The organism is Streptomyces alboflavus, assembly GCF_000716675.1.
In the GTDB taxonomy this organism is placed as follows: domain Bacteria; phylum Actinomycetota; class Actinomycetes; order Streptomycetales; family Streptomycetaceae; genus Streptomyces; species Streptomyces alboflavus.
On the sequence record NZ_JNXT01000062.1, the window covers coordinates 13,580 to 30,849 of the forward strand.

The 17,270-nt window shown below is 72.4% G+C and carries 18 protein-coding genes and 1 riboswitch; of the genes, 9 read left to right on the forward strand and 9 right to left on the reverse strand.

Annotated elements, in window-relative coordinates; genetic code table 11:
• Positions 1–11 precede the first annotated feature (11 nt).
• Both OO63_RS34185 and OO63_RS34190 read left to right on the forward strand, forming a co-directional pair.
• Positions 12–1,040: a 6-phosphofructokinase gene (locus tag OO63_RS34185; protein ID WP_030363000.1), complete on the forward strand. Its 1,029-nt coding sequence runs from the start codon at positions 12–14 to the stop codon at positions 1,038–1,040.
• Between the two features lie 107 nt (positions 1,041–1,147).
• Positions 1,148–2,152 (forward strand): 2-hydroxyacid dehydrogenase, encoded by a 1,005-nt coding sequence (locus tag OO63_RS34190; RefSeq protein ID WP_030363001.1) that lies wholly within the window; start codon positions 1,148–1,150, stop codon positions 2,150–2,152.
• On the opposite strand, the gene OO63_RS34195 is transcribed toward OO63_RS34190, so the two are convergent.
• From OO63_RS34195 to OO63_RS34200, 3 genes are all read right to left on the reverse strand, one after another.
• Positions 2,098–3,993, reverse strand: coding sequence for an anthranilate synthase family protein (locus OO63_RS34195; RefSeq protein WP_030363002.1), 1,896 nt, complete (start codon positions 3,991–3,993; stop codon positions 2,098–2,100). The genes OO63_RS34190 and OO63_RS34195 overlap by 55 nt on opposite strands.
• Positions 3,994–4,113: 120 nt before the next feature.
• Entirely contained in the window at positions 4,114–4,170 is a 57-nt protein-coding gene (locus tag OO63_RS47840) for a trp operon leader peptide (RefSeq protein WP_106983522.1), read from the reverse strand.
• 43 nt (positions 4,171–4,213) lie between these two features.
• Positions 4,214–4,825 (reverse strand): TetR/AcrR family transcriptional regulator, encoded by a 612-nt coding sequence (locus OO63_RS34200; protein WP_030363003.1) that lies wholly within the window; start codon positions 4,823–4,825, stop codon positions 4,214–4,216.
• A 51-nt stretch (positions 4,826–4,876) separates the two neighbouring features.
• Between OO63_RS34200 and OO63_RS34205 the strand changes: the two genes are divergently transcribed.
• The 3 genes from OO63_RS34205 to OO63_RS34215 all read left to right on the forward strand — a co-directional run bounded on the left by OO63_RS34205 (position 4,877) and on the right by OO63_RS34215 (position 7,672).
• Positions 4,877–5,848: an SRPBCC family protein gene (locus OO63_RS34205; RefSeq protein ID WP_051811442.1), complete on the forward strand. Its 972-nt coding sequence runs from the start codon at positions 4,877–4,879 to the stop codon at positions 5,846–5,848.
• Positions 5,832–7,184 (forward strand): class II 3-deoxy-7-phosphoheptulonate synthase, encoded by a 1,353-nt coding sequence (locus OO63_RS34210; protein ID WP_030363005.1) that lies wholly within the window; start codon positions 5,832–5,834, stop codon positions 7,182–7,184. The genes OO63_RS34205 and OO63_RS34210 overlap by 17 nt, the downstream gene beginning before the upstream one ends.
• A 170-nt stretch (positions 7,185–7,354) precedes the next feature.
• A complete protein-coding gene (locus OO63_RS34215; RefSeq protein WP_234311429.1) occupies positions 7,355–7,672 on the forward strand; it encodes a (2Fe-2S)-binding protein in 318 nt (105 codons plus the stop codon).
• On the opposite strand, the gene bfr is transcribed toward OO63_RS34215, so the two are convergent.
• Positions 7,669–8,148, reverse strand: coding sequence for a bacterioferritin (gene bfr, locus OO63_RS34220; protein ID WP_030363007.1), 480 nt, complete (start codon positions 8,146–8,148; stop codon positions 7,669–7,671). The two genes, OO63_RS34215 and bfr, sit on opposite strands and share 4 nt — an antisense overlap.
• A gap of 153 nt (positions 8,149–8,301) precedes the next feature.
• On the opposite strand from bfr, the gene OO63_RS34225 reads away from it, so the two are divergent.
• Positions 8,302–8,934, forward strand: a complete 633-nt coding sequence (locus OO63_RS34225; RefSeq protein ID WP_030363008.1) for a sulfite oxidase-like oxidoreductase — start codon at positions 8,302–8,304, stop codon at positions 8,932–8,934.
• A gap of 51 nt (positions 8,935–8,985) precedes the next feature.
• Here OO63_RS34225 and OO63_RS34230 read toward each other — a convergent pair whose 3' ends face one another.
• The 5 genes from OO63_RS34230 to thiO form a co-directional block, all read right to left on the reverse strand.
• Positions 8,986–9,885: a deoxyribonuclease IV gene (locus tag OO63_RS34230; protein ID WP_033264733.1), complete on the reverse strand. Its 900-nt coding sequence runs from the start codon at positions 9,883–9,885 to the stop codon at positions 8,986–8,988.
• A 66-nt stretch (positions 9,886–9,951) separates the two neighbouring features.
• On the reverse strand, positions 9,952–12,003 hold the full coding sequence (pknB, locus tag OO63_RS34235) for a Stk1 family PASTA domain-containing Ser/Thr kinase (RefSeq protein ID WP_030363010.1): 2,052 nt from the start codon (positions 12,001–12,003) through the stop codon (positions 9,952–9,954).
• A gap of 115 nt (positions 12,004–12,118) precedes the next feature.
• Positions 12,119–12,913, reverse strand: a complete 795-nt coding sequence (locus tag OO63_RS34240; protein WP_030363011.1) for a thiazole synthase — start codon at positions 12,911–12,913, stop codon at positions 12,119–12,121.
• Between the two features lie 6 nt (positions 12,914–12,919).
• Positions 12,920–13,141 (reverse strand): sulfur carrier protein ThiS, encoded by a 222-nt coding sequence (gene thiS / locus OO63_RS34245; RefSeq protein WP_030363012.1) that lies wholly within the window; start codon positions 13,139–13,141, stop codon positions 12,920–12,922.
• The gene (thiO, locus tag OO63_RS34250; RefSeq protein WP_078619535.1) at positions 13,138–14,478 is read right to left on the reverse strand and encodes a glycine oxidase ThiO; all 1,341 of its coding nucleotides are present in this window, start codon (positions 14,476–14,478) and stop codon (positions 13,138–13,140) included. Before thiO ends, thiS begins: the two co-directional genes overlap by 4 nt.
• Positions 14,476–14,589: riboswitch (TPP riboswitch) on the reverse strand. Its footprint overlaps the gene before it by 3 nt.
• A gap of 142 nt (positions 14,590–14,731) precedes the next feature.
• Here thiO and OO63_RS34255 point away from each other — a divergent pair.
• The 3 genes from OO63_RS34255 to thiE all read left to right on the forward strand — a co-directional run bounded on the left by OO63_RS34255 (position 14,732) and on the right by thiE (position 17,182).
• A complete protein-coding gene (locus OO63_RS34255; protein WP_234311430.1) occupies positions 14,732–15,895 on the forward strand; it encodes an NAD(P)/FAD-dependent oxidoreductase in 1,164 nt (387 codons plus the stop codon).
• 179 nt (positions 15,896–16,074) lie between these two features.
• Entirely contained in the window at positions 16,075–16,440 is a 366-nt protein-coding gene (locus OO63_RS34260) for an Rv2175c family DNA-binding protein (RefSeq protein WP_030363015.1), read from the forward strand.
• 70 nt (positions 16,441–16,510) lie between these two features.
• On the forward strand, positions 16,511–17,182 hold the full coding sequence (gene thiE, locus OO63_RS34265; RefSeq protein ID WP_030363016.1) for a thiamine phosphate synthase: 672 nt from the start codon (positions 16,511–16,513) through the stop codon (positions 17,180–17,182).
• Positions 17,183–17,270 lie beyond the last annotated feature (88 nt).

Below are 17,270 nucleotides of genomic sequence, written 5' to 3' on the forward strand. Positions count from 1 at the left end.
GGGACATTTCCATGCGGGTCGGAGTTCTGACCGGAGGCGGCGACTGCCCCGGACTCAATGCCGTCATCCGGGGCGTCGTCCGCAAGGGCGTGCAGGAGTACGCGTACGACTTCGTGGGCTTCCGCGACGGCTGGCGCGGACCCCTCGAAGGCGACACCGTCCAGCTCGACATCCCCGCCGTCCGCGGCATCCTGCCGCGCGGCGGCACCATCCTCGGCTCCTCGCGGACCAACCCCCTCAAGGTCGAGAACGGCATCCGGCGGATCAAGGAGAACCTCGCCAAGCACGAGGTCGAGGCCCTGATCGCCATCGGCGGCGAGGACACCCTCGGCGTCGCGGCCCGCCTCGCCGACGAGTACGGCATCAACGTCGTCGGCGTACCGAAGACCATCGACAACGACCTGTCCGCCACGGACTACACCTTCGGCTTCGACACGGCCGTCGGCATCGCCACCGAGGCCATCGACCGCCTGCACACCACCGCCGAGTCGCACATGCGCGTCCTCGTCGTCGAGGTCATGGGCCGCCATGCCGGCTGGATCGCGCTGCACTCCGGGCTCGCCGGCGGCGCCAACGTCATCCTCATCCCCGAGCAGCGCTTCGACCTCGACCAGGTGTGCGCCTGGGTGACCTCGCGCTTCAAGGCCTCCTACGCGCCGATCGTCGTCGTCGCCGAGGGCGCCATGCCCAAGGACGGCGAGATGGTCCTCAAGGACGGCACCCTCGACTCCTTCGGGCACGTACGGCTCTCCGGCGTCGGCGAGTGGCTGTCCAAGGAGATCGAGAAGCGCACCGGCAAGGAGGCCCGCACCACCGTCCTCGGGCACGTCCAGCGGGGCGGCACGCCGAGCTCCTTCGACCGGTGGCTCGCCACCCGCTTCGGCCTGCACGCGATCGACGCCGTGCGCGAGCGCGACTTCGGCAAGATGGTCGCCCTGCGCGGCACGGACATCGTCCGCGTCCCTATCGCCGACGCCACCGCCAGGCTCAAGACGGTCGACCCCGCCCTCTACCAGGAGGTGGGCGTCTTCTTCGGCTGACCCGGGCGGGCGGCCCGCGGCAGAACCGCGCCGTCGGGCGGCGGGCGCGGCGGCGGGACCGTATATTCGGCGGCGCGGGGGCAACGCACGCGAGACCGGGAGCAACCGTGGAGATCCTTGCCTTCGGCGTCCAGGCGGACGAGCGCCCCCTCATCGAGAAGGCCTTCGCGCCGCACCACGACACCCGGTGCGTGGACGTCTTCCTGAACGAGGACACCGCCCCCATCGCCGCCGGCTACGAGATCATCTCGACCAGCGTCAACGCCAGCCTGAACAACCGCGTCCTGCAGACCCTCGCCGCCGGCGGCACGCAGATGATCGCCCAGCGCTCCACCGGCTTCAACAACATCGACCTCCAGGTCGCCGAACGCCTCGGCCTGACGGTCGCCCGCGTCTCGTACTACTCGCCCTACTCCGTCGCCGAGTTCGCCTGGACCCTCGCGACCGCCGTCAACCGCCGCATCGTCCGCGCCAGCAACCGCACCCGCGACTTCGACTTCCGCCTCGACGGCCTGATGGGCCGGGACCTGCGCGGCCGCACCGCCGGAGTGCTCGGCACCGGCAAGATCGGCGAGGCCTTCACCCGGATCGCGCACGGCTTCGGGATGAACCTCCTCGGCTGGGACGTCGCCGAGAACCCCGCGTGCGCCGCGCTCGGCATGAAGTACGTCGACAAGGAACAGCTGTTCGCCGAGTCCGACCTGATCAGCCTGCACGTCCCGCTGCTCCCCGCCACCCACCACCTCATCGACGCGAGCGCCCTGCGCGCGATGAAGGACGACGCGATCCTGGTGAACTCCAGCCGCGGCGGCCTGATCGACACCGACGCCCTGGTGAGCGAGTTGCGCGCGGGCCGCTTCACCGGCGTCGGCCTCGACGTGTACGAGGCCGAGGCCGGGCTCTTCTTTCTCGACAAGTCCCTGGAGGCCGTCGAGGACGACACCCTGGCCCGCCTCGTCACCTTCCCGAACGTCGTGGTGACCTCCCACCAGGCGTACTACACCGTCGACGCGGTGAGCCAGATCATCGACACCACCGTCCAGAACGTCCTCGACTATCAGGCGGGCCGCCGCTCCGAGAACGTCCTCGTGCCCGCCGCGCCCCGCAGCTGACCGAGCAGTTCCCGCACGACCTCCGCCCCGCGCAGCGAAAGCACCGACTCGGGGTGGAACTGCACTCCCGCGAACCCGGGGCCCCGCAGCGCGTGCACCTCACCGCTCGCCCGGTCCCGGCTCACCTCGATCCCGTGCGCCGCCAGTTCGAGCGCCGCCTCGTCGTCGCAGCGCGCCACGAAGCTGTTGTAGAAGCCGACCGTCTCCGCCCGCCCGAACAGGTCGACCGTCGTCTGCGCCCCCTGGTACGGCACCTCCTTGCGCACGATCTCCAGGCCCAGCTCGGCCGCGATCAGCTCATGGCCGAGGCACACCCCGAGCACCGGGTGCCGGTGGCCACGGACCAGCTCCGCCGCGAGCGCCCGCAGGAACCGCATCTTCGGGTCGAGGGAGTCGGAGGGGTCCCCGGGCCCGGGGCCGAGGACGACAGGGCCCTCGTGGGTGAGGGCCGCGTCCGCGAGGCCCGGCTCGTCGTAGCGGCGCACCGACACCGTCAGGCCCGACGAGCGCAGCACATGCGCGAGCATCGCCGTGAACGTGTCCTCGCCGTCGACCACGAGCGCGTGCCCGGACAGCTCGTCCCCCTGCTCCTGCATCCGCAGCCAGAACGGGGCGAGTCCGGCCCGCCGCCCGTCCAGGGCCGCCCGCACCCGGGGGTCGTCGGCGAGCGCGGGCCGCGCGCTCTCGCGTCGCGGCCGCCCGGGACGGACGCCCAGCGCGGCGAGCACCCCGGCCGCCTTCGCGTGCGTCTCCGCCACCTCACCGGCCGGATCCGAGCCGCGCACCAGCGTCGCGCCGACCGGCACCCGCAGGGCCCCGCGCGCGTCGATGTCGGCGGTGCGGATGAGGATCGGCGAGTCCAGGGTCTGGGCGCCACTCGCGGCTCGGCCGATCAGCGCCAGCGCCCCCGCGTAGTAGCCGCGTCCGCCCGCCTCGTGCCGCCGGATCACCCGGCACGCGTTCTGCACCGGCGAGCCGGTGACGGTCGCCGCGAACATCGTCTCCCGCAGCACCTCCCGCGCGTCCAGCGAGGAGCGGCCCCGCAGCTCGTACTCGGTGTGCGCGAGGTGAGCCATCTCCTTCAGCCGGGGGCCGACGACCACCCCGCCGCGGTCGCCGACGGTGCACATCATCTTCAGCTCCTCGTCGACGACCATCGACAGCTCCTCGGTCTCCTTGCCGTCGGCGAGGAAGCGCAGGAGGTCGTCGGCCGTGGGGCCCTCCGGCGGATAGCGGTACGTCCCGCTGATCGGGTTCATCACGACCGTCCCGCCGGACATCCGCACATGCACCTCCGGGCTCGCCCCGACCAGCGTCCGCCCGTCCTCGCCCCCGGTGTGCACGACAAACGTCCAGTACGCCCCGCGCTCACCCACGAGCAGCCTGCGGAACAGCGCCAGCGCGTCGGCCCGCCCGAACCCGGGGATCTCGCCCCGGTACGTCCGCCGGATCACGAAGTTCGCGCCCTCACCGCCGCCGATCTCCTCCCGAAGGACCCGGTCGACGGTCCGCGCGTACTCCTCGTCGCTCACGTCGAAGGCGCCCTCCGCCACCCGTACCTCGTGGTCGGGCAGCGCCGCGAGGGCCTCGGCGAGCGGCACCTCGTAGGTCTCCTCGGGCGTCAGGACGGCGAGCGGGGTGCCGTCGTCGGTCACCTCGAAGCCGCGTTCCCTGATCTGCCGGAAGGGGATGAGGGCGAGGCCTTCGGGCAGGTCGGCGAGGTGCTCGCAGGTGATGACGGGGCCGCGCAGGACCTCCACCGTGTCGTGGTCGCGGCCGGGGGTGCGGCGGCGCAGCAGCGCGAAGGGGCGGTCGTCGGTGAGCAGGTTCCGCAGATCCATGGGGCTGTTCCTTCTCTGTGAGCTCTTCGAGCGGTGAGAGGAACGGCCGGTCCGGAACGCTGCCGGAAAACACCGAAGGCCGCCCCTCGGGCGGCCTTCGCGATGTCTGGATACGCGCAGTCAGTGGGCCGCCGAAGAAGCGGGCCACCACCAGTTCTGGGTCGAGTGCGCGAACATGCCCGCACCCTAGCGCATCCCGGACCCGGGACGGCGGCGCGTCTCAGGGCCCGGCCATCAGCACGTCCAGCGCCTCGTCCAGATAGGCGCCGAACTCGTCCTCGCCGGGCAGCACCGAAGGCGCCGCGTGGCCGAGCTGAGCGTGGCCCAGGTAGACCGAGTACGCGAGCAGCCCGCGGCGGCGCGCCTCCGCCTCCGGGAAGCCGAGGGCGGCGAAGAGCTCGGCGACGTACGCGACCCGGCGCTCGGTGACCCGCCGCAGCGCCGCGGCGACCTCGGGGTGCGAGGCGGTCGCGAGCAGCGAGACCTCCAGGGGGTCCGCGGACGCCGAGCTGATGGCCTCGGCGAAGAGGAGGCGGATGCGGGTGCGGATGTCCGGCTCGGCTTCGACCTCGCTGATGATCCCCTCGGTGTTGATCTCCGCCCAGCGCTCCAGGGCGGCCTTGATCAGGGCGTCACGGTTCGCGAAGTGCCAGTAGAAGCTGCCCTTGGTGGTGCCGAGCCGGACCGCGAGGGGCTCCACCGCGACGGCGGCGAGCCCACCGTCGCCGATGGCGGTGAGCGCGGCGTCGGCCCAGTCCTGGGCGGAGAGGCGGGGCTTGGCCGGGGCCTTCCGCGCGTCCGGGGCCGTGGTCTTCCGCTGCCGTTGCGCCATGACCGTACGGTACCGTACGGTTGACCATACGCCAGCGTATGGAGGTGCGGCATGGGTGTCGTACGCAATGAGCACGAGCGAGTGATCGAGGCTCCGGCGGCGGTGGTGGGGGCCCTGATCGACCGGCTCTCCGCCGCGGACGACCCGCTCTTCCCGGCCCCGGCCTGGGACCCGATGATCTTCGACGGGCCGCTCGCTGTAGGTGCGAGCGGCGGCCACGGGCCGGTGCGGTACCGGGTCACGGCGTACGAACCGGGGCACCGCGTCCGCTTCGACTTCAACGAGCCCGACAACGGCTTCCACGAGATCTCCGTGGAACCGCTGGGCGAGCGTCGCTGCCGCCTCCGGCACGTCCTTGAGACCGCGCCCCGGGGCCGGGAGCGGCTCCTGTGGCCGACGGTCATCCGGCCCCTGCACGACACGATCATCGAAGAGGTCTTCGACAACGCCGAGCGGGCGGCCGTGGGCCGGTGCGCGCACCCGACCCGGTGGTCACGGTGGGTGCGGCTCCTGAACGCCCTCGACTGGGGCAGGCCCGAGACGACTCCCGTCCCCGAGGGCGCCCGACTGCTGCGCGGCGCCCTCGACCGGCCCGCCTACCAGGACGCGTACCGCATGCCAATGCTCCCCGGACTGCCCCGCGACCCCCGCGCCTGGTACCCCATGCTGCGCAGCGCCTTCCCCGAGCTCGGCTGCGCCGACGGCGAACTGCTGCTCCAGGTCGACATCGCGGGCCTCACCGCACGCGCCTCGATCCTCGTCGACGACGACCACATCACCCTCAGCACCTACGCCCGCCCCGACACCCGCCGCGGCCGCCTCTACTGGGGCGTCGTCCGGCTCGGACACCCCTTCATGGCCCGCCTCATGCTGCGCCGCACCCATCGCGCGTTCGCCCTGGCGGCGCCGAGCGCGGGGGAGCGCGAGACGGCGCGCGCGGTGTCGTGCCCGTCTCACTTTGTGAGCGTGGGGATGGACGAGGGTGCGGACCCCGTAGGGTTGACGCGTGACCGTGAACGCTAAGACCAGCGCGAGCGCTGGCAACACCTGGCGAGACCTGCCCGCGGCGCAGCAGCCCGAGTACCCCGATGCCGAGGCTCTGCGCGATGTGATCGCGGACCTCGAGTCGTATCCGCCGCTCGTCTTCGCGGGCGAGTGCGACCAGCTGCGCGCCCGCCTTGCGTCCGTCGCCAAGGGAGAGGCGTTCCTGCTCCAGGGCGGCGACTGCGCCGAGGCCTTCGACGCGGTGTCGGCCGATCACATCCGCAACAAGCTCAAGACCCTCCTCCAGATGGGCGCCGTCCTCACGTACGCCGCCTCCGTGCCGGTCGTGAAGGTCGGCCGGATCGCCGGGCAGTACTCGAAGCCGCGCTCCAAGCCGACCGAGACCCGCGACGGCGTCACCCTGCCGACCTACCGCGGCGACTCCGTCAACGGCTTCGACTTCACCGAGGCGGCCCGCGTCCCGGACCCCGAGCGCCTGAAGCGGATGTACAACGCCTCCGCGTCCACGCTCAACCTGGTGCGCGCCTTCACCACCGGCGGCTACGCCGACCTGCGCCAGGTGCACGCCTGGAACCAGGACTTCGTGAAGTCGTCCCCGTCCGGCCAGCGCTACGAGCAGCTGGCGCGCGAGATCGACAACGCGCTCAACTTCATGCGCGCCTGCGGCACGGACCCCGAGGAGTTCAAGACCGTCGAGTTCTACGCCTCGCACGAGGCGCTGCTCCTCGACTACGAGTCGGCGCTGACCCGCGTGGACTCGCGCACGGGCAATCTGTACGACGTCTCGGGACACATGGTCTGGATCGGTGAGCGCACCCGCCAACTGGACGGCGCGCACATCGAGTTCGCCTCGCAGATCCGCAACCCGATCGGCATCAAGCTCGGCCCGACGACGACGGCCGAGGAGGCGCTGCGGTACATCGACCGCCTCGACCCGGACCGCGAGCCCGGCCGGCTGACCTTCATCGCCCGCATGGGCGCGGACAAGGTCCGCGACAAGCTCCCCGAGCTGGTCGAGAAGGTCACCGCGTCCGGTGCCACCGTCGCCTGGATCACCGACCCGATGCACGGCAACACCTACGAGGCGGCCTCCGGCCACAAGACCCGCCGCTTCGACGACGTGCTCGACGAGGTCAAGGGCTTCTTCGAGGTCCACAAGGAGCTCGGCACGCACCCGGGCGGCATCCACGTGGAGCTGACCGGTGACGACGTCACGGAGTGCGTGGGCGGCGGCGACGAGATCTTCGTCGACGACCTGCACCAGCGCTACGAGACGGCGTGCGACCCCCGGCTCAACCGCAGCCAGTCGCTGGACCTGGCGTTCCTGGTGGCGGAGATGTACCGGGACCAGTAGTCGTCGATGAACGACCAGTGACCCTGGTGACCTGGGTGTTCCCGGTGTCACGGGCGTGGGGCGCGGATCCATGTGATCCGCGCCCCACGTGTGTATCCCGGGCTTTTGCGCAGCCGAAGGCGCGGGTAAGGTTAGGTTAGCCTCACCGATCAATCGGGATGGCACGGCCTATGGATCCCGCACGGGAGGTGAACCGCGTGTACGTCTGCAACTGCTTCGGGGTGACCGAAGAACAGGTGAAGAAGCACGCGGAGGGCGGCGCCTGCACCCCCCGGCAGATCGCGTCCGCCTGCAAGGCGGGCACGGACTGTGGTTCGTGCGTACGCCGCATCCAGGCTCTGCTCGGCCGGGGCGCGTGCCCGCGGCGGGAGCTCGTGGACCAGGGCGAGCCCGCGGTGGCGCTGGTCCCCGAGGCGGAGCTGCCGAAGATTCCCGGGATCCCGGGGGTGCCGGTGCCCGGCCGGGAGGAGCTCCCGGAGGCGGCCTAGCTCTCCGGCTGCTCGATGAGCTGTGCGATGTACAGCGGCTCGCCGAGCTTCTCGACCAGCTCGAGCTGGGTGTCGAGATAGTCGATGTGGTGTTCCTCGTCCTCGAGGATCGACTCGAAGATGTTCGCGGACGTGATGTCGCCCTTGGCGCGCATCACCTCGATGCCGCGCTTGAGGCGGTCGATCGCCTCCACCTCGATCTGGCGGTCCGCCTTGAACATCTCGGTGACGGTCTGGCCCACGCGCACATGGAACAGCCGCTGATAGTTGGGCAGGCCGTCGAGGAAGAGGATCCGGTCGGTCAGCACCTCCGCGTGCTTCATCTCGTCGAACGACTCGGCCCGGGTGTACTTGGCGAGCTTCGTCCAACCGAAGTTGTCCTGCATCTTGGCGTGCAGGAAGTACTGATTGATCGCGGTCAGCTCGGCGGTCAGCTGCTCGTTGAGAAATTCGATGACCTCGGGGTCGCCCTGCATCGCAGAGGCTCCTTCCAAGCGGGTGACTGGGCAGGTCCGCGCATCTTTGCACCGGTATCCGGGGCCGTCCAGTAAGTGCATGCTTAGTAGGAGTTGCCCGAATCCACGTATACCTGGTCACGTCCACCGCTCGCCGTCTGTCAGGATGGAGCCATGGGTCAGCCGGTGGGTCGCACATCTCGAGACGTGGCGGAACCGGAGCTTCCGCCGGGGCAGCGACTGCAGCGCGGCTGGCCGGTCACGCACTACGGCCCGGTGCCCAAGTTCCGCCCCGAGCGCTGGGAGTTCAGGGTCTTCGGGGCCACCGCTGACGGCGAGAAGCACTGCTGGACCCATGAGGAGTTCTCGGCCCTGCCGTACAGCACGGTGGTCGGGGATCTGCACTGCGTCACGAAGTTCAGCATGCTCGGCGCCGAATGGGGCGGGGTGCTCGCCCGTGACCTGCTCGCGCTCGCGCCGCCCGCGCCCGACGCCACCCATGTCATGGTCTGGGCCGAGTACGGCTTCAGCTCCAATCTGCGCATGGCCGACTTCGCCTCCGACCGCACGATTTTCGCCACCCACAAGGGCGGCGAACTCCTCACCGCGGAGCACGGTTTCCCGCTGCGGCTCGTGGTGCCCCAGCTGTACGCCTGGAAGGGCCCGAAGTGGGTCCGCGGCGTCGAGTACATGACGGCCGACCGGCGCGGCTTCTGGGAGGAGCGGGGCTACCACAACATCGGCGACCCCTGGCGGGAGCAGCGGTACTCCTACCAGGAGGAGCCGGGGGACGGCCCGGAGCTGTAGCCGCTCCGGGCCGGTGTCCGGCGGGGGCAGTGGTGGTGCCGGAGGGAAGGGTCAGGCGTCCCGCAGCTCCTTCAGGCGGGCCACGTCGGCCGCGTGTCCCTCCTTGCCGCCCGGCGTCTCGATGATCAGGGGTACGCCCTCGGTCGCCGGGTGCGTCATCAGCTCGCGGAACGGGTCGGCGCCGATGTGGCCGGATCCGATGTTCTCGTGGCGGTCCTTGTGCGCGGCGACGACGTCCTTGGAGTCGTTGGCGTGCACCAGCTTCAGCCGGCCGGGGCCGACCGTGTCCACGAGCAGGTCGAGGGTCTGCTTCATGCCGCCGGGCCCGGCCAGATCGTGCCCGGCCGCGAAGATGTGGCAGGTGTCCAGGCAGACGCCGAGCTTCGGGTGGGCGTCCAGGGCCTCGAAGTACGGCCCGAAGTCCCAGGTGCGCGAGCACAGCGAGGCGCCCTGCCCGGCGGTCGACTCCAGAAGCAGGTACGGGTCGTCGTCGTGGGTCAGCTCGTCGAGCAGCGGAAGCACCCGCTCCCGTACCTGGCGCAGCGCCACCTTCCGCTCCCGGCCGCCCGTCGCCGAGCCGGTGTGCACGACGACCCCGAGCGCACCGATCTCGCGGCCGCGGCGCAGGGAGTGCCGCATCGATTCCACGGACTTCTCCACCGTCGCCTCGGTGTGCGAGCCGAAGTTGATCAGATAGGGGGCGTGTACGTAGGCGGGGATGCCCTCGGCCGCGCAGACGGCCCGGAACTCCTCGTCCTGCTTGGGGTTCCCGGGCGGGGTCGCCCAGCCGCGCGGGTTGGCCACGAAGACCTGCACGGTCTCGGCGGCGAGGTCGCGCGCGTAGGCGAGGCCCACGGAGGCGAGGCCGCCCGCGACGGGGACGTGGCTGCCGACGGGGTTGCGGCGGGCCTGGGCGGCCGCGGGGGCGCTGGGGGAGTCGGGGGACTTCACGGTGCTCACCCGGTCCAGGGTGGCACGGGGTGGGGGCGGAACCCGCCCCGGCCCTCTGTCCCCGCCTCAGCCGATCTTGATGGTGATCGTCGACCCCTTGGGGGCCTTGTCGCCACCGTCCACCGACTGGTCCTTCACCTTGTCCGCGAAGATGTCGAGCAGCCCGCGGTCCTCGTCGACCTCGAAGCCGGCCTCCTTCAGCTCGTCCTTGGCGTCGTCGACGCTCATGCCCTCGACGTCCGGGACCTCGACCAGCGGCGGGCCCTTGGAGATGGTCAGCTCGACCGTGTCGCCCTCGGCGATCGTCTTCTCCCCGCTCGGGGACTGCTTGACGACCGTGCCCTTGTCCTCGTCGGAGGTGACCCGCTCCGGGGCGATCCGCACCTTCAGGCCCGCGTCCTCCAGCTCCGCGCGGGCGTCGCCCTCCGCGTCGCCGGTGACGTCCGGCACCTCGACCGGGCGGCCCTTGCTGACGACGAGCGCGACGGCCGAGCCCGCCTTGCGGACCTTCCCCGCACCCGGGTCCGTGCTGATCACGGCGCCCTTGTCGACGTCCTCGCTGAAGGCCTTGGTGACCATGCCGGCCCCGAGGCCCGCGCCGTCGAGCTTGTCCTTCGCCTCGCCCAGGGGCGTGCCCTCGAGGTCGGGCACCTTGACGGTCTCCGGGCCGAGGGAGACGGTCAGCGTCACCTTGCCGTTGTGCCGGATGCGGTCCCCGACGCCGGGGTCGGTCGCCATGACCGTGCCGCGCTTGTCGGTGTCGCTGTAGGCGCGCTTGACCTTGCGTACGTCGAGACCGGCGCCGTCCAGACGCTTGCGGGCCTCGGCCTCCGTCTTCGCCAGGAGTGCCGGGACCTCGGTGAACTGCCCCGAGTTGATGTACCAGACGCCCGCGCCGAGCCCGAGGGCCAGCAGGACGGCGGCGATCACGGCGGTGATCCCGCGGCGCGTGTGGAGGCGCTGCCGCAGCCGTGCCACGGGCGAGGAGGGGGCCGCCGAAGGGGGTGGCCCGGGCGGCGGGGTGCGCAGCACGCTGGTGTGGCTGAGGCCGTCCTGCCGGGGGCTGGGTTCCTGCCGCAGGGAGCCGCGGAGGTTCCGGGTGGCGGAGGGGTGCTCGGGCTCTTCCGTGGTGGGCAGGGGCAGTTGTACGGAGCGGGCCGCGCGCGGAAGGACGCTCGTACGGTCCTCGGAGCCACCGTGCCCGTTCTGCCCGTTCTGTCCGCTCTGGCTCTCGGTGTCGCGGGCCTGCGGGGGTATCGCGTCCAACTGCGCCTCGGTGAGCGCGGACCGCGCCTCGCGCAGCTGCCCGAGGAGGGTCACCGCGTCGTGGGGGCGCAGGTCGGGGTTGCGGGCGGTCGCCGACGCGACCAGTTCGTCGAGCTCGTAGGCGAGGCCCGGTACGGCGGCGGAGGGCGGGGGTACGTCCTCGTTGAGGTGCCGGTAGAGGATCTGGGCGGGGGAGTCGCCCTGGTGCGGCTTGGCGCCGGTGAGCATCTCGTAGAGGACGACGCCGGAGGCGTACACGTCGACCCGGGTGTCGGCCGTGCCCTGCTCGATCTGCTCCGGGGCGAGGTAGGAGACCGTGCCGAGGACCGTGCCCGTGGTGTTCGTGACGGAGTCCACGGCCCGTACGAGCCCGAAGTCGGCGACCTTCACCCGGCCGTCGTCCCCTATCAGGACGTTCTCCGGCTTCATGTCGCGGTGCACGAACCCGGCGCGGTGCGCGGCGCCGAGGGCGGCGAGCACGGGCTCCAGGATGTCCAGGGCGGCGCGGGGGCGCAGGGCGCCACGCTCGCGCAGTACGTCGCGGAGCGTGCACCCGGCGATGTACTCCATCGCCAGATACACGTACGCCCCGTCGGTGCCCTGGTCGAAGACCCCGACCACGTTCGGGTGCGCCAGGCGGGCCACCGACTTGGCCTCGCGGATGAAGCGGTCGACGAACGAGGCGTCGGCCGCCAGCGTCGGGTGCATCACCTTCAGGGCGAGCAGGCGGTCGAGGCGGGTGTCCACGGCCCGGTAGACCGTGGCCATCCCGCCGACCGCGATCCGTCCGTCGACGCGATAACGGCCGTCGAGCACCTGCCCGACGAGGGGGTCCTTGAGGGTCGTGTCCACGGGGGGAGTCTACGAGGCGCCACCCCGGGCCCCGCCCCCGCGGGCGCCGGACCAGCGAGACTGCAGCGCACCTGTGACCGAGGCCGAACCGGCCCGTGCCCGGGGGCCGGGGGGGTCAGAACGCGGGGCGTTCGGGGTCGAGGGCGGCGCGGCCGTCCGTGGGGGACGAGGCCTCGGCGAAGTGGCGGCGGGGGATGCGACCGCCGAGGTGGGCCAGGCGCCCCGCCAGGACTCCGTGGCGCATCGCCTCGGCCATGAGGACGGGCTCGCGGGCCCGCGTCACGGCCGACGCGAGCATCACCCCGGCGCAGCCCAGCTCCATCGCGAGGCTCGCGTCCGACGCCGTACCGGCCCCCGCGTCCAGGATCACCGGCACGCTCACCTGCTCCACGATGAGCTGGAAGTTGTGCGGATTGCGGATGCCGAGCCCGGAGCCGATGGGCGAGCCGAGCGGCATGACGGCGGCGCAGCCCACGTCCTCCAGCTTCCGGGCGAGCACGGGGTCGTCGTTGGTGTACGGGAGCACGGTGAAGCCGTCGTCGACGAGGACCTCGGCCGCGTCGAGGAGTTCCACCGGGTCGGGCAGCAGCGTGCGCTCGTCCGCGATGACCTCCAGCTTCACCAGGTCCGTGCCGAGTGCCTCCCGCGCGAGCCGCGCGGTCAGGACGGCCTCGCCCGCGGTGAAGCAGCCCGCCGTGTTCGGAAGGACACGGATGCCGAGCCGGTCCAGGACGGAGAGCACGGAGCCCTGCACACCGGGGTCGAGCCGCCGCATCGCGACGGTCGTCAGCTCCGTACCGGAGGCGACGAGGGACCGCTCCAGGACGTCGAGGCTGGGCGCACCGCCCGTACCCATGATCAGTCGCGACGACAGGGTGAGGCCGCCGATGACGAAGGGGTCGTCCGCCATGTCGCGTCAGCCTCCCTGGACGGCGGTGAGGACTTCCACGCGGTCGCCGTCGCTGAGCGCGGTGGTGGCCCACTCCGCGCGCGGGACGACGGTCTCGTTGAGCGCGGCGGCGACACCGGAGTGCGCGGTGGACAGTTGGGCGACGACGGTGTCGAGCGTGGTCCCGGCGGCCACGTCTCGTACTTCTCCGTTGACGGAGACGGCGAATGCGGCGAACGGCGTGGTCATGCGGACAGCTCCGTGAGGTCCTTGGGGGATGCGGGGGAGGGGGGTGCGGTTGCGCAGGGTGGGTGGGGGAGGTTCGTGAAGCGGGCCGGCGTGAACGCCCGTGCCACCTCCGGCAGTTCACCCGTGGCCAGCGTGTGCGCCATGACGTCCCCGGTGACGGGCGTCAGGAGGACGCCGTTGCGGTAGTGGCCGGTGGCCAGGTGCAGACCGGGCAGCGCGGTGGGGCCGAGGAGGGGCGCGTTGTCGGGGGACGCGGGCCGCAGCCCGGCGCGGGTCTCCGTGAGCGGCAGCTCCGTGATGCCGGGTACGAGTTCGTGGGCGTCGCGCAGCAGTTCGTACACGCCGCCCGCCGTGACCGTGGTGTCCCAGCCCAGCTCCTCGCTGGTCGCGCCGACGACCAGCTCACCGCTGACGCGCGGCACCAGGTAGACGTGGCTGCCGCGGACGACGGCCCGCACGGTGCGGTGCAGGAACGGCGCGTACCGCTCGGGCACGGTGAGCCGCAGCACCTGCCCCTTCACGGGCCGCACCGGCGGCAGTACGTCGGCGGGCACCCCCGCGAGCCGCCCGCTGAGGCTGCCCCCGGCGAGCACCGTCTGCCCCGCGGCCAGCGCGGTGCCGTCGGCGAGGACGACGCCGGTGGCCCGCTCCCGCACCACCGACAGCTCCCGCGCCCACGCGCGCGTGAACGTCACCCCGGCCTGCTCGCAGGCCACGACGAGGGCGGCCGTGAGCCTGCGCGGGTCGACCTGGTGGTCGTCGTCGACGCGAAGGCCGCCCCGTACCCCCGGGGCGAGCATCGGTTCGAGACGGCGGCACTCGCGGCCGTTCAGCCACTGCGGGGTGAGCCCCGACCGCTGCTGGAGGGCGTGCAGTTCGCGCAGGTGGGCGCGGTCGTCGGAGTCGAGGGCGACGGCGAGCGTGCCGCACGCGCGATAGCCGACGTCGTGCCCGGTCGCCTCCGTCAGCTCGGCCACGAAGTCCGGATAGCGGCGCGCGGAGGCGAGGTTGAGGCCGAGCAGGGTCTGCTCGCCGTGGTGGAGTTCGGTGACGGCGGCCAGCATGCCCGCCGCGACCTGCGCCGCGCCGCCGCCGGGATCGGGGTCGACGACGGTGACGGCGAGACCGCGCTGCGCGGCACGCCAGGCGGTGACGAGTCCGATGACTCCACCACCGATGACGAGGACGTCACTGCTCGGATGCGGACTCGTGCCCGCGCTCGGACTCGTGCCCGCGCCTGGCCTCGTGCCCGCGCCTGGCCTCGTGCCCGCGCCCGGATCTGTGTCCGGCTGCGGACCTGTATGCGTAGGCGGATCTGTGTTCGTACGGGAACGCATGGGCGTCCAGCCCCTCCCTTCGCCGGCATGACCCGGATCAGGTTCGTACGGTCGGAGGCCGTCCCAGCCTCCCTCTCAGCCCGGTGCGTCCGGGCTCCCGCGAGTGCTCTGCACGGCCAGCGTAGCCCGTCGTCCCGCCGGCGGTTAAGCCCGTCGTGTCCGTGGGCGGTGGCGCTGTCCTACAGTTGATCGGGTGAGCGACGAGGAGAAGCGGGTGGAGTCGGGGCGGCGCGTGGTGATCGTCGGCGCCGGGATGGCCGGGGTGCAGTCCGCCGTGGCGCTGCGCGAGCGGGGGTTCACGGGCACGGTGACGCTGATCGGCGCGGAGCCCCATCAGCCGTACGACCGGCCGCCGTTGTCGAAGGCGGTGCTGCTCGGCAAGGCGGAGGGCTCGGCCTTCGACATCGACTTCGACGCCCTCGGCGTGGAACTGCGGCTCGGCGTCGACGTCACCGGCGTCCGCCCGGCCGACCACGAACTCGACACCGAGGCGGGCCCGGTCGCGTACGACAGTCTGGTCCTCGCGACCGGAGCCGAACCGATCCGCCTGCCCGGCTCCGAGGGCGTCCCCGGCGTGCACCTGCTGCGCACCCTCGACGACGCCGAACGGCTGCGGCCCGTCCTCGCCGAGCAGCACGACGTCGTGGTCGTGGGCGCGGGCTGGATCGGCGCCGAGTTCGCCACGGCGGCGCGGGAGGCGGGCTGCTCGGTGACGGTGGTCGAGGCCGCCGACCGGCCGCTCGCGGGCGTGCTGCCCGCCGAGGTCGCGGCGCCGATGGCGGCCTGGTACGCCGACGCCGGGGCCGAACTGCGCACCCACGCGCGCGTGGAGCGCGTCGAGCCGGGTGCGGTGTTCCTCGACGACGGCACACGGCTGCCCGCGGGCGCCGTCGTCGTCGGTATCGGCGCGCGGCCCACGACGGCCTGGCTCGCGGGCTCCGGGATCGCGCTCGGCGCCCATCACGAGGTGCTGGCCGACGAACGTCTGCGCACGTCCGCGCCCGACGTGTACGCGGTCGGCGACTGCGCGTCCTTCCCCTCGCGGCGGTACGGCGAGCGGCTGCTCGTGCACCACTGGGACAATGCCGTCCAGGGGCCGCGCATGGTCGCCGCCGACATCGTCGGCGAGAGTTCGGCGGCGTACGACCCCGTCCCGTACTTCTGGTCCGAGCAGTTCGGCCGCTTCGTCCAGTACGCGGGGCATCACGCGCCCGGCGACGAGCTGATCTGGCGAGGCGCCCCCGCGGATCCCGCCTGGTCGGTGTGCTGGCTGCGGGACGGCGTCCTGACCGCTCTCCTGGCGGTGGGCCGCCCCCGCGACCTGGCCCAGGGCCGCAAGCTGATCGAGGCGGCGACCCCCATGAACCCGGCGCTGATGCCGGATCCGTCGGTCCCCCTCAAGAAGGCCACGGCCTGATCGCCGTACCTGCTGTGGGCACCCGTTCCGCCCAGAGGGCGGAACGGGCGGGCACGGCCCCCGGTGCCGGGCAACCTCAAGGACCACATCGACCGCACATACCCCCAAGGGGCACGGCGGGGCGCAAGGGCACCCCACCCCCGCTACCGGCCCCCGGCCAGAAATGGCACGCTTGATCCGTGACCGAGATTGACGCAAAGACCGATGCTCTCGTCCCCGCCTGGCTGCACCTCCCCGACATCGCCGAGATGCTCGACGTGGAGGTGACGCGCGTGCGCCAGCTGGTCAAGGAGGGCCAGCTGATCGCCGTGCGTCGCGGCGAGAACCGCGCGCTGCAGGTGCCCGCCGCCTTCATCGACGGCGACAAGGTGGTCAAGGGCCTCGTAGGCACCCTGACCCTCCTGCGGGACGACGGCTTCACCGACGAAGAGGCACTGGAGTGGCTCTTCACCCCCGACCCGACCCTGCCCGGCACCCCCGCGCAGGCCCTGAGCGAGAATCGCGGGACGGAGGTGAAGCGCCGCGCGCAGGCGCTCGCCGTCTGACCTGAAACAACCGTCCGGCGTACGGGCCGCGGCCGCGGCCCGTACGCCACCGACACGGGGGGACCTCTTCATGGCCACCGACACGGCGGGCGCCTCCGCGCGCGCCCGGCTCGCCGACGCCCTGCTCTATCTGTGCGTCGACGCGCGCAAGCGCCAGGGGGACCTCCCCGAGTTCCTGGACGCCGTCCTCGCGGGCGGCGTCGACATCGTGCAGCTGCGCGACAAGGGGATGGAGGCCGCGGAGGAGCTGGAGCACCTCCAGGTCTTCGCGGACGCCTGCCGCCGCCACGGCAAGCTCCTCGCGGTGAACGACCGCGCGGACGTCGCCCACGCCATCGGCGCCGACGTGCTGCACCTGGGCCAGGGCGACCTGCCCGTGCCCGCGGCCCGCGCCATCCTCGGCGCGCGCAGCGACGACGTCCTGATCGGCCGCTCCACGCACGCCGAGCACGAGGCCGCGGCGGCCGCCGTCCAGCCGGGCGTGGACTACTTCTGCACCGGCCCGTGCTGGCCGACGCCCACGAAGCCGGGCCGCCACGCCCCGGGCCTGGACCTGGTCCGGTACACGGCCGCGCTCGGCACCGACCGCCCGTGGTTCGCCATCGGCGGCATCGACGCGCGCAATCTGGACGAGGTCGTCGAGGCGGGCGCGCGCCGGGTGGTGGTGGTCCGCGCCATCACGGAGGCGGACGACCCCGGCGCCGCCGCCGCGGACTTCGCGAAGCGCCTGCGTACGGTCTGACGGCGGTCGCGCCCGCACTCCTGTGCGCCCGACCCCGTATCCGTACGCTTGTTTGAGCAACACCCCCATGGTGTCCGATGCGTGGACA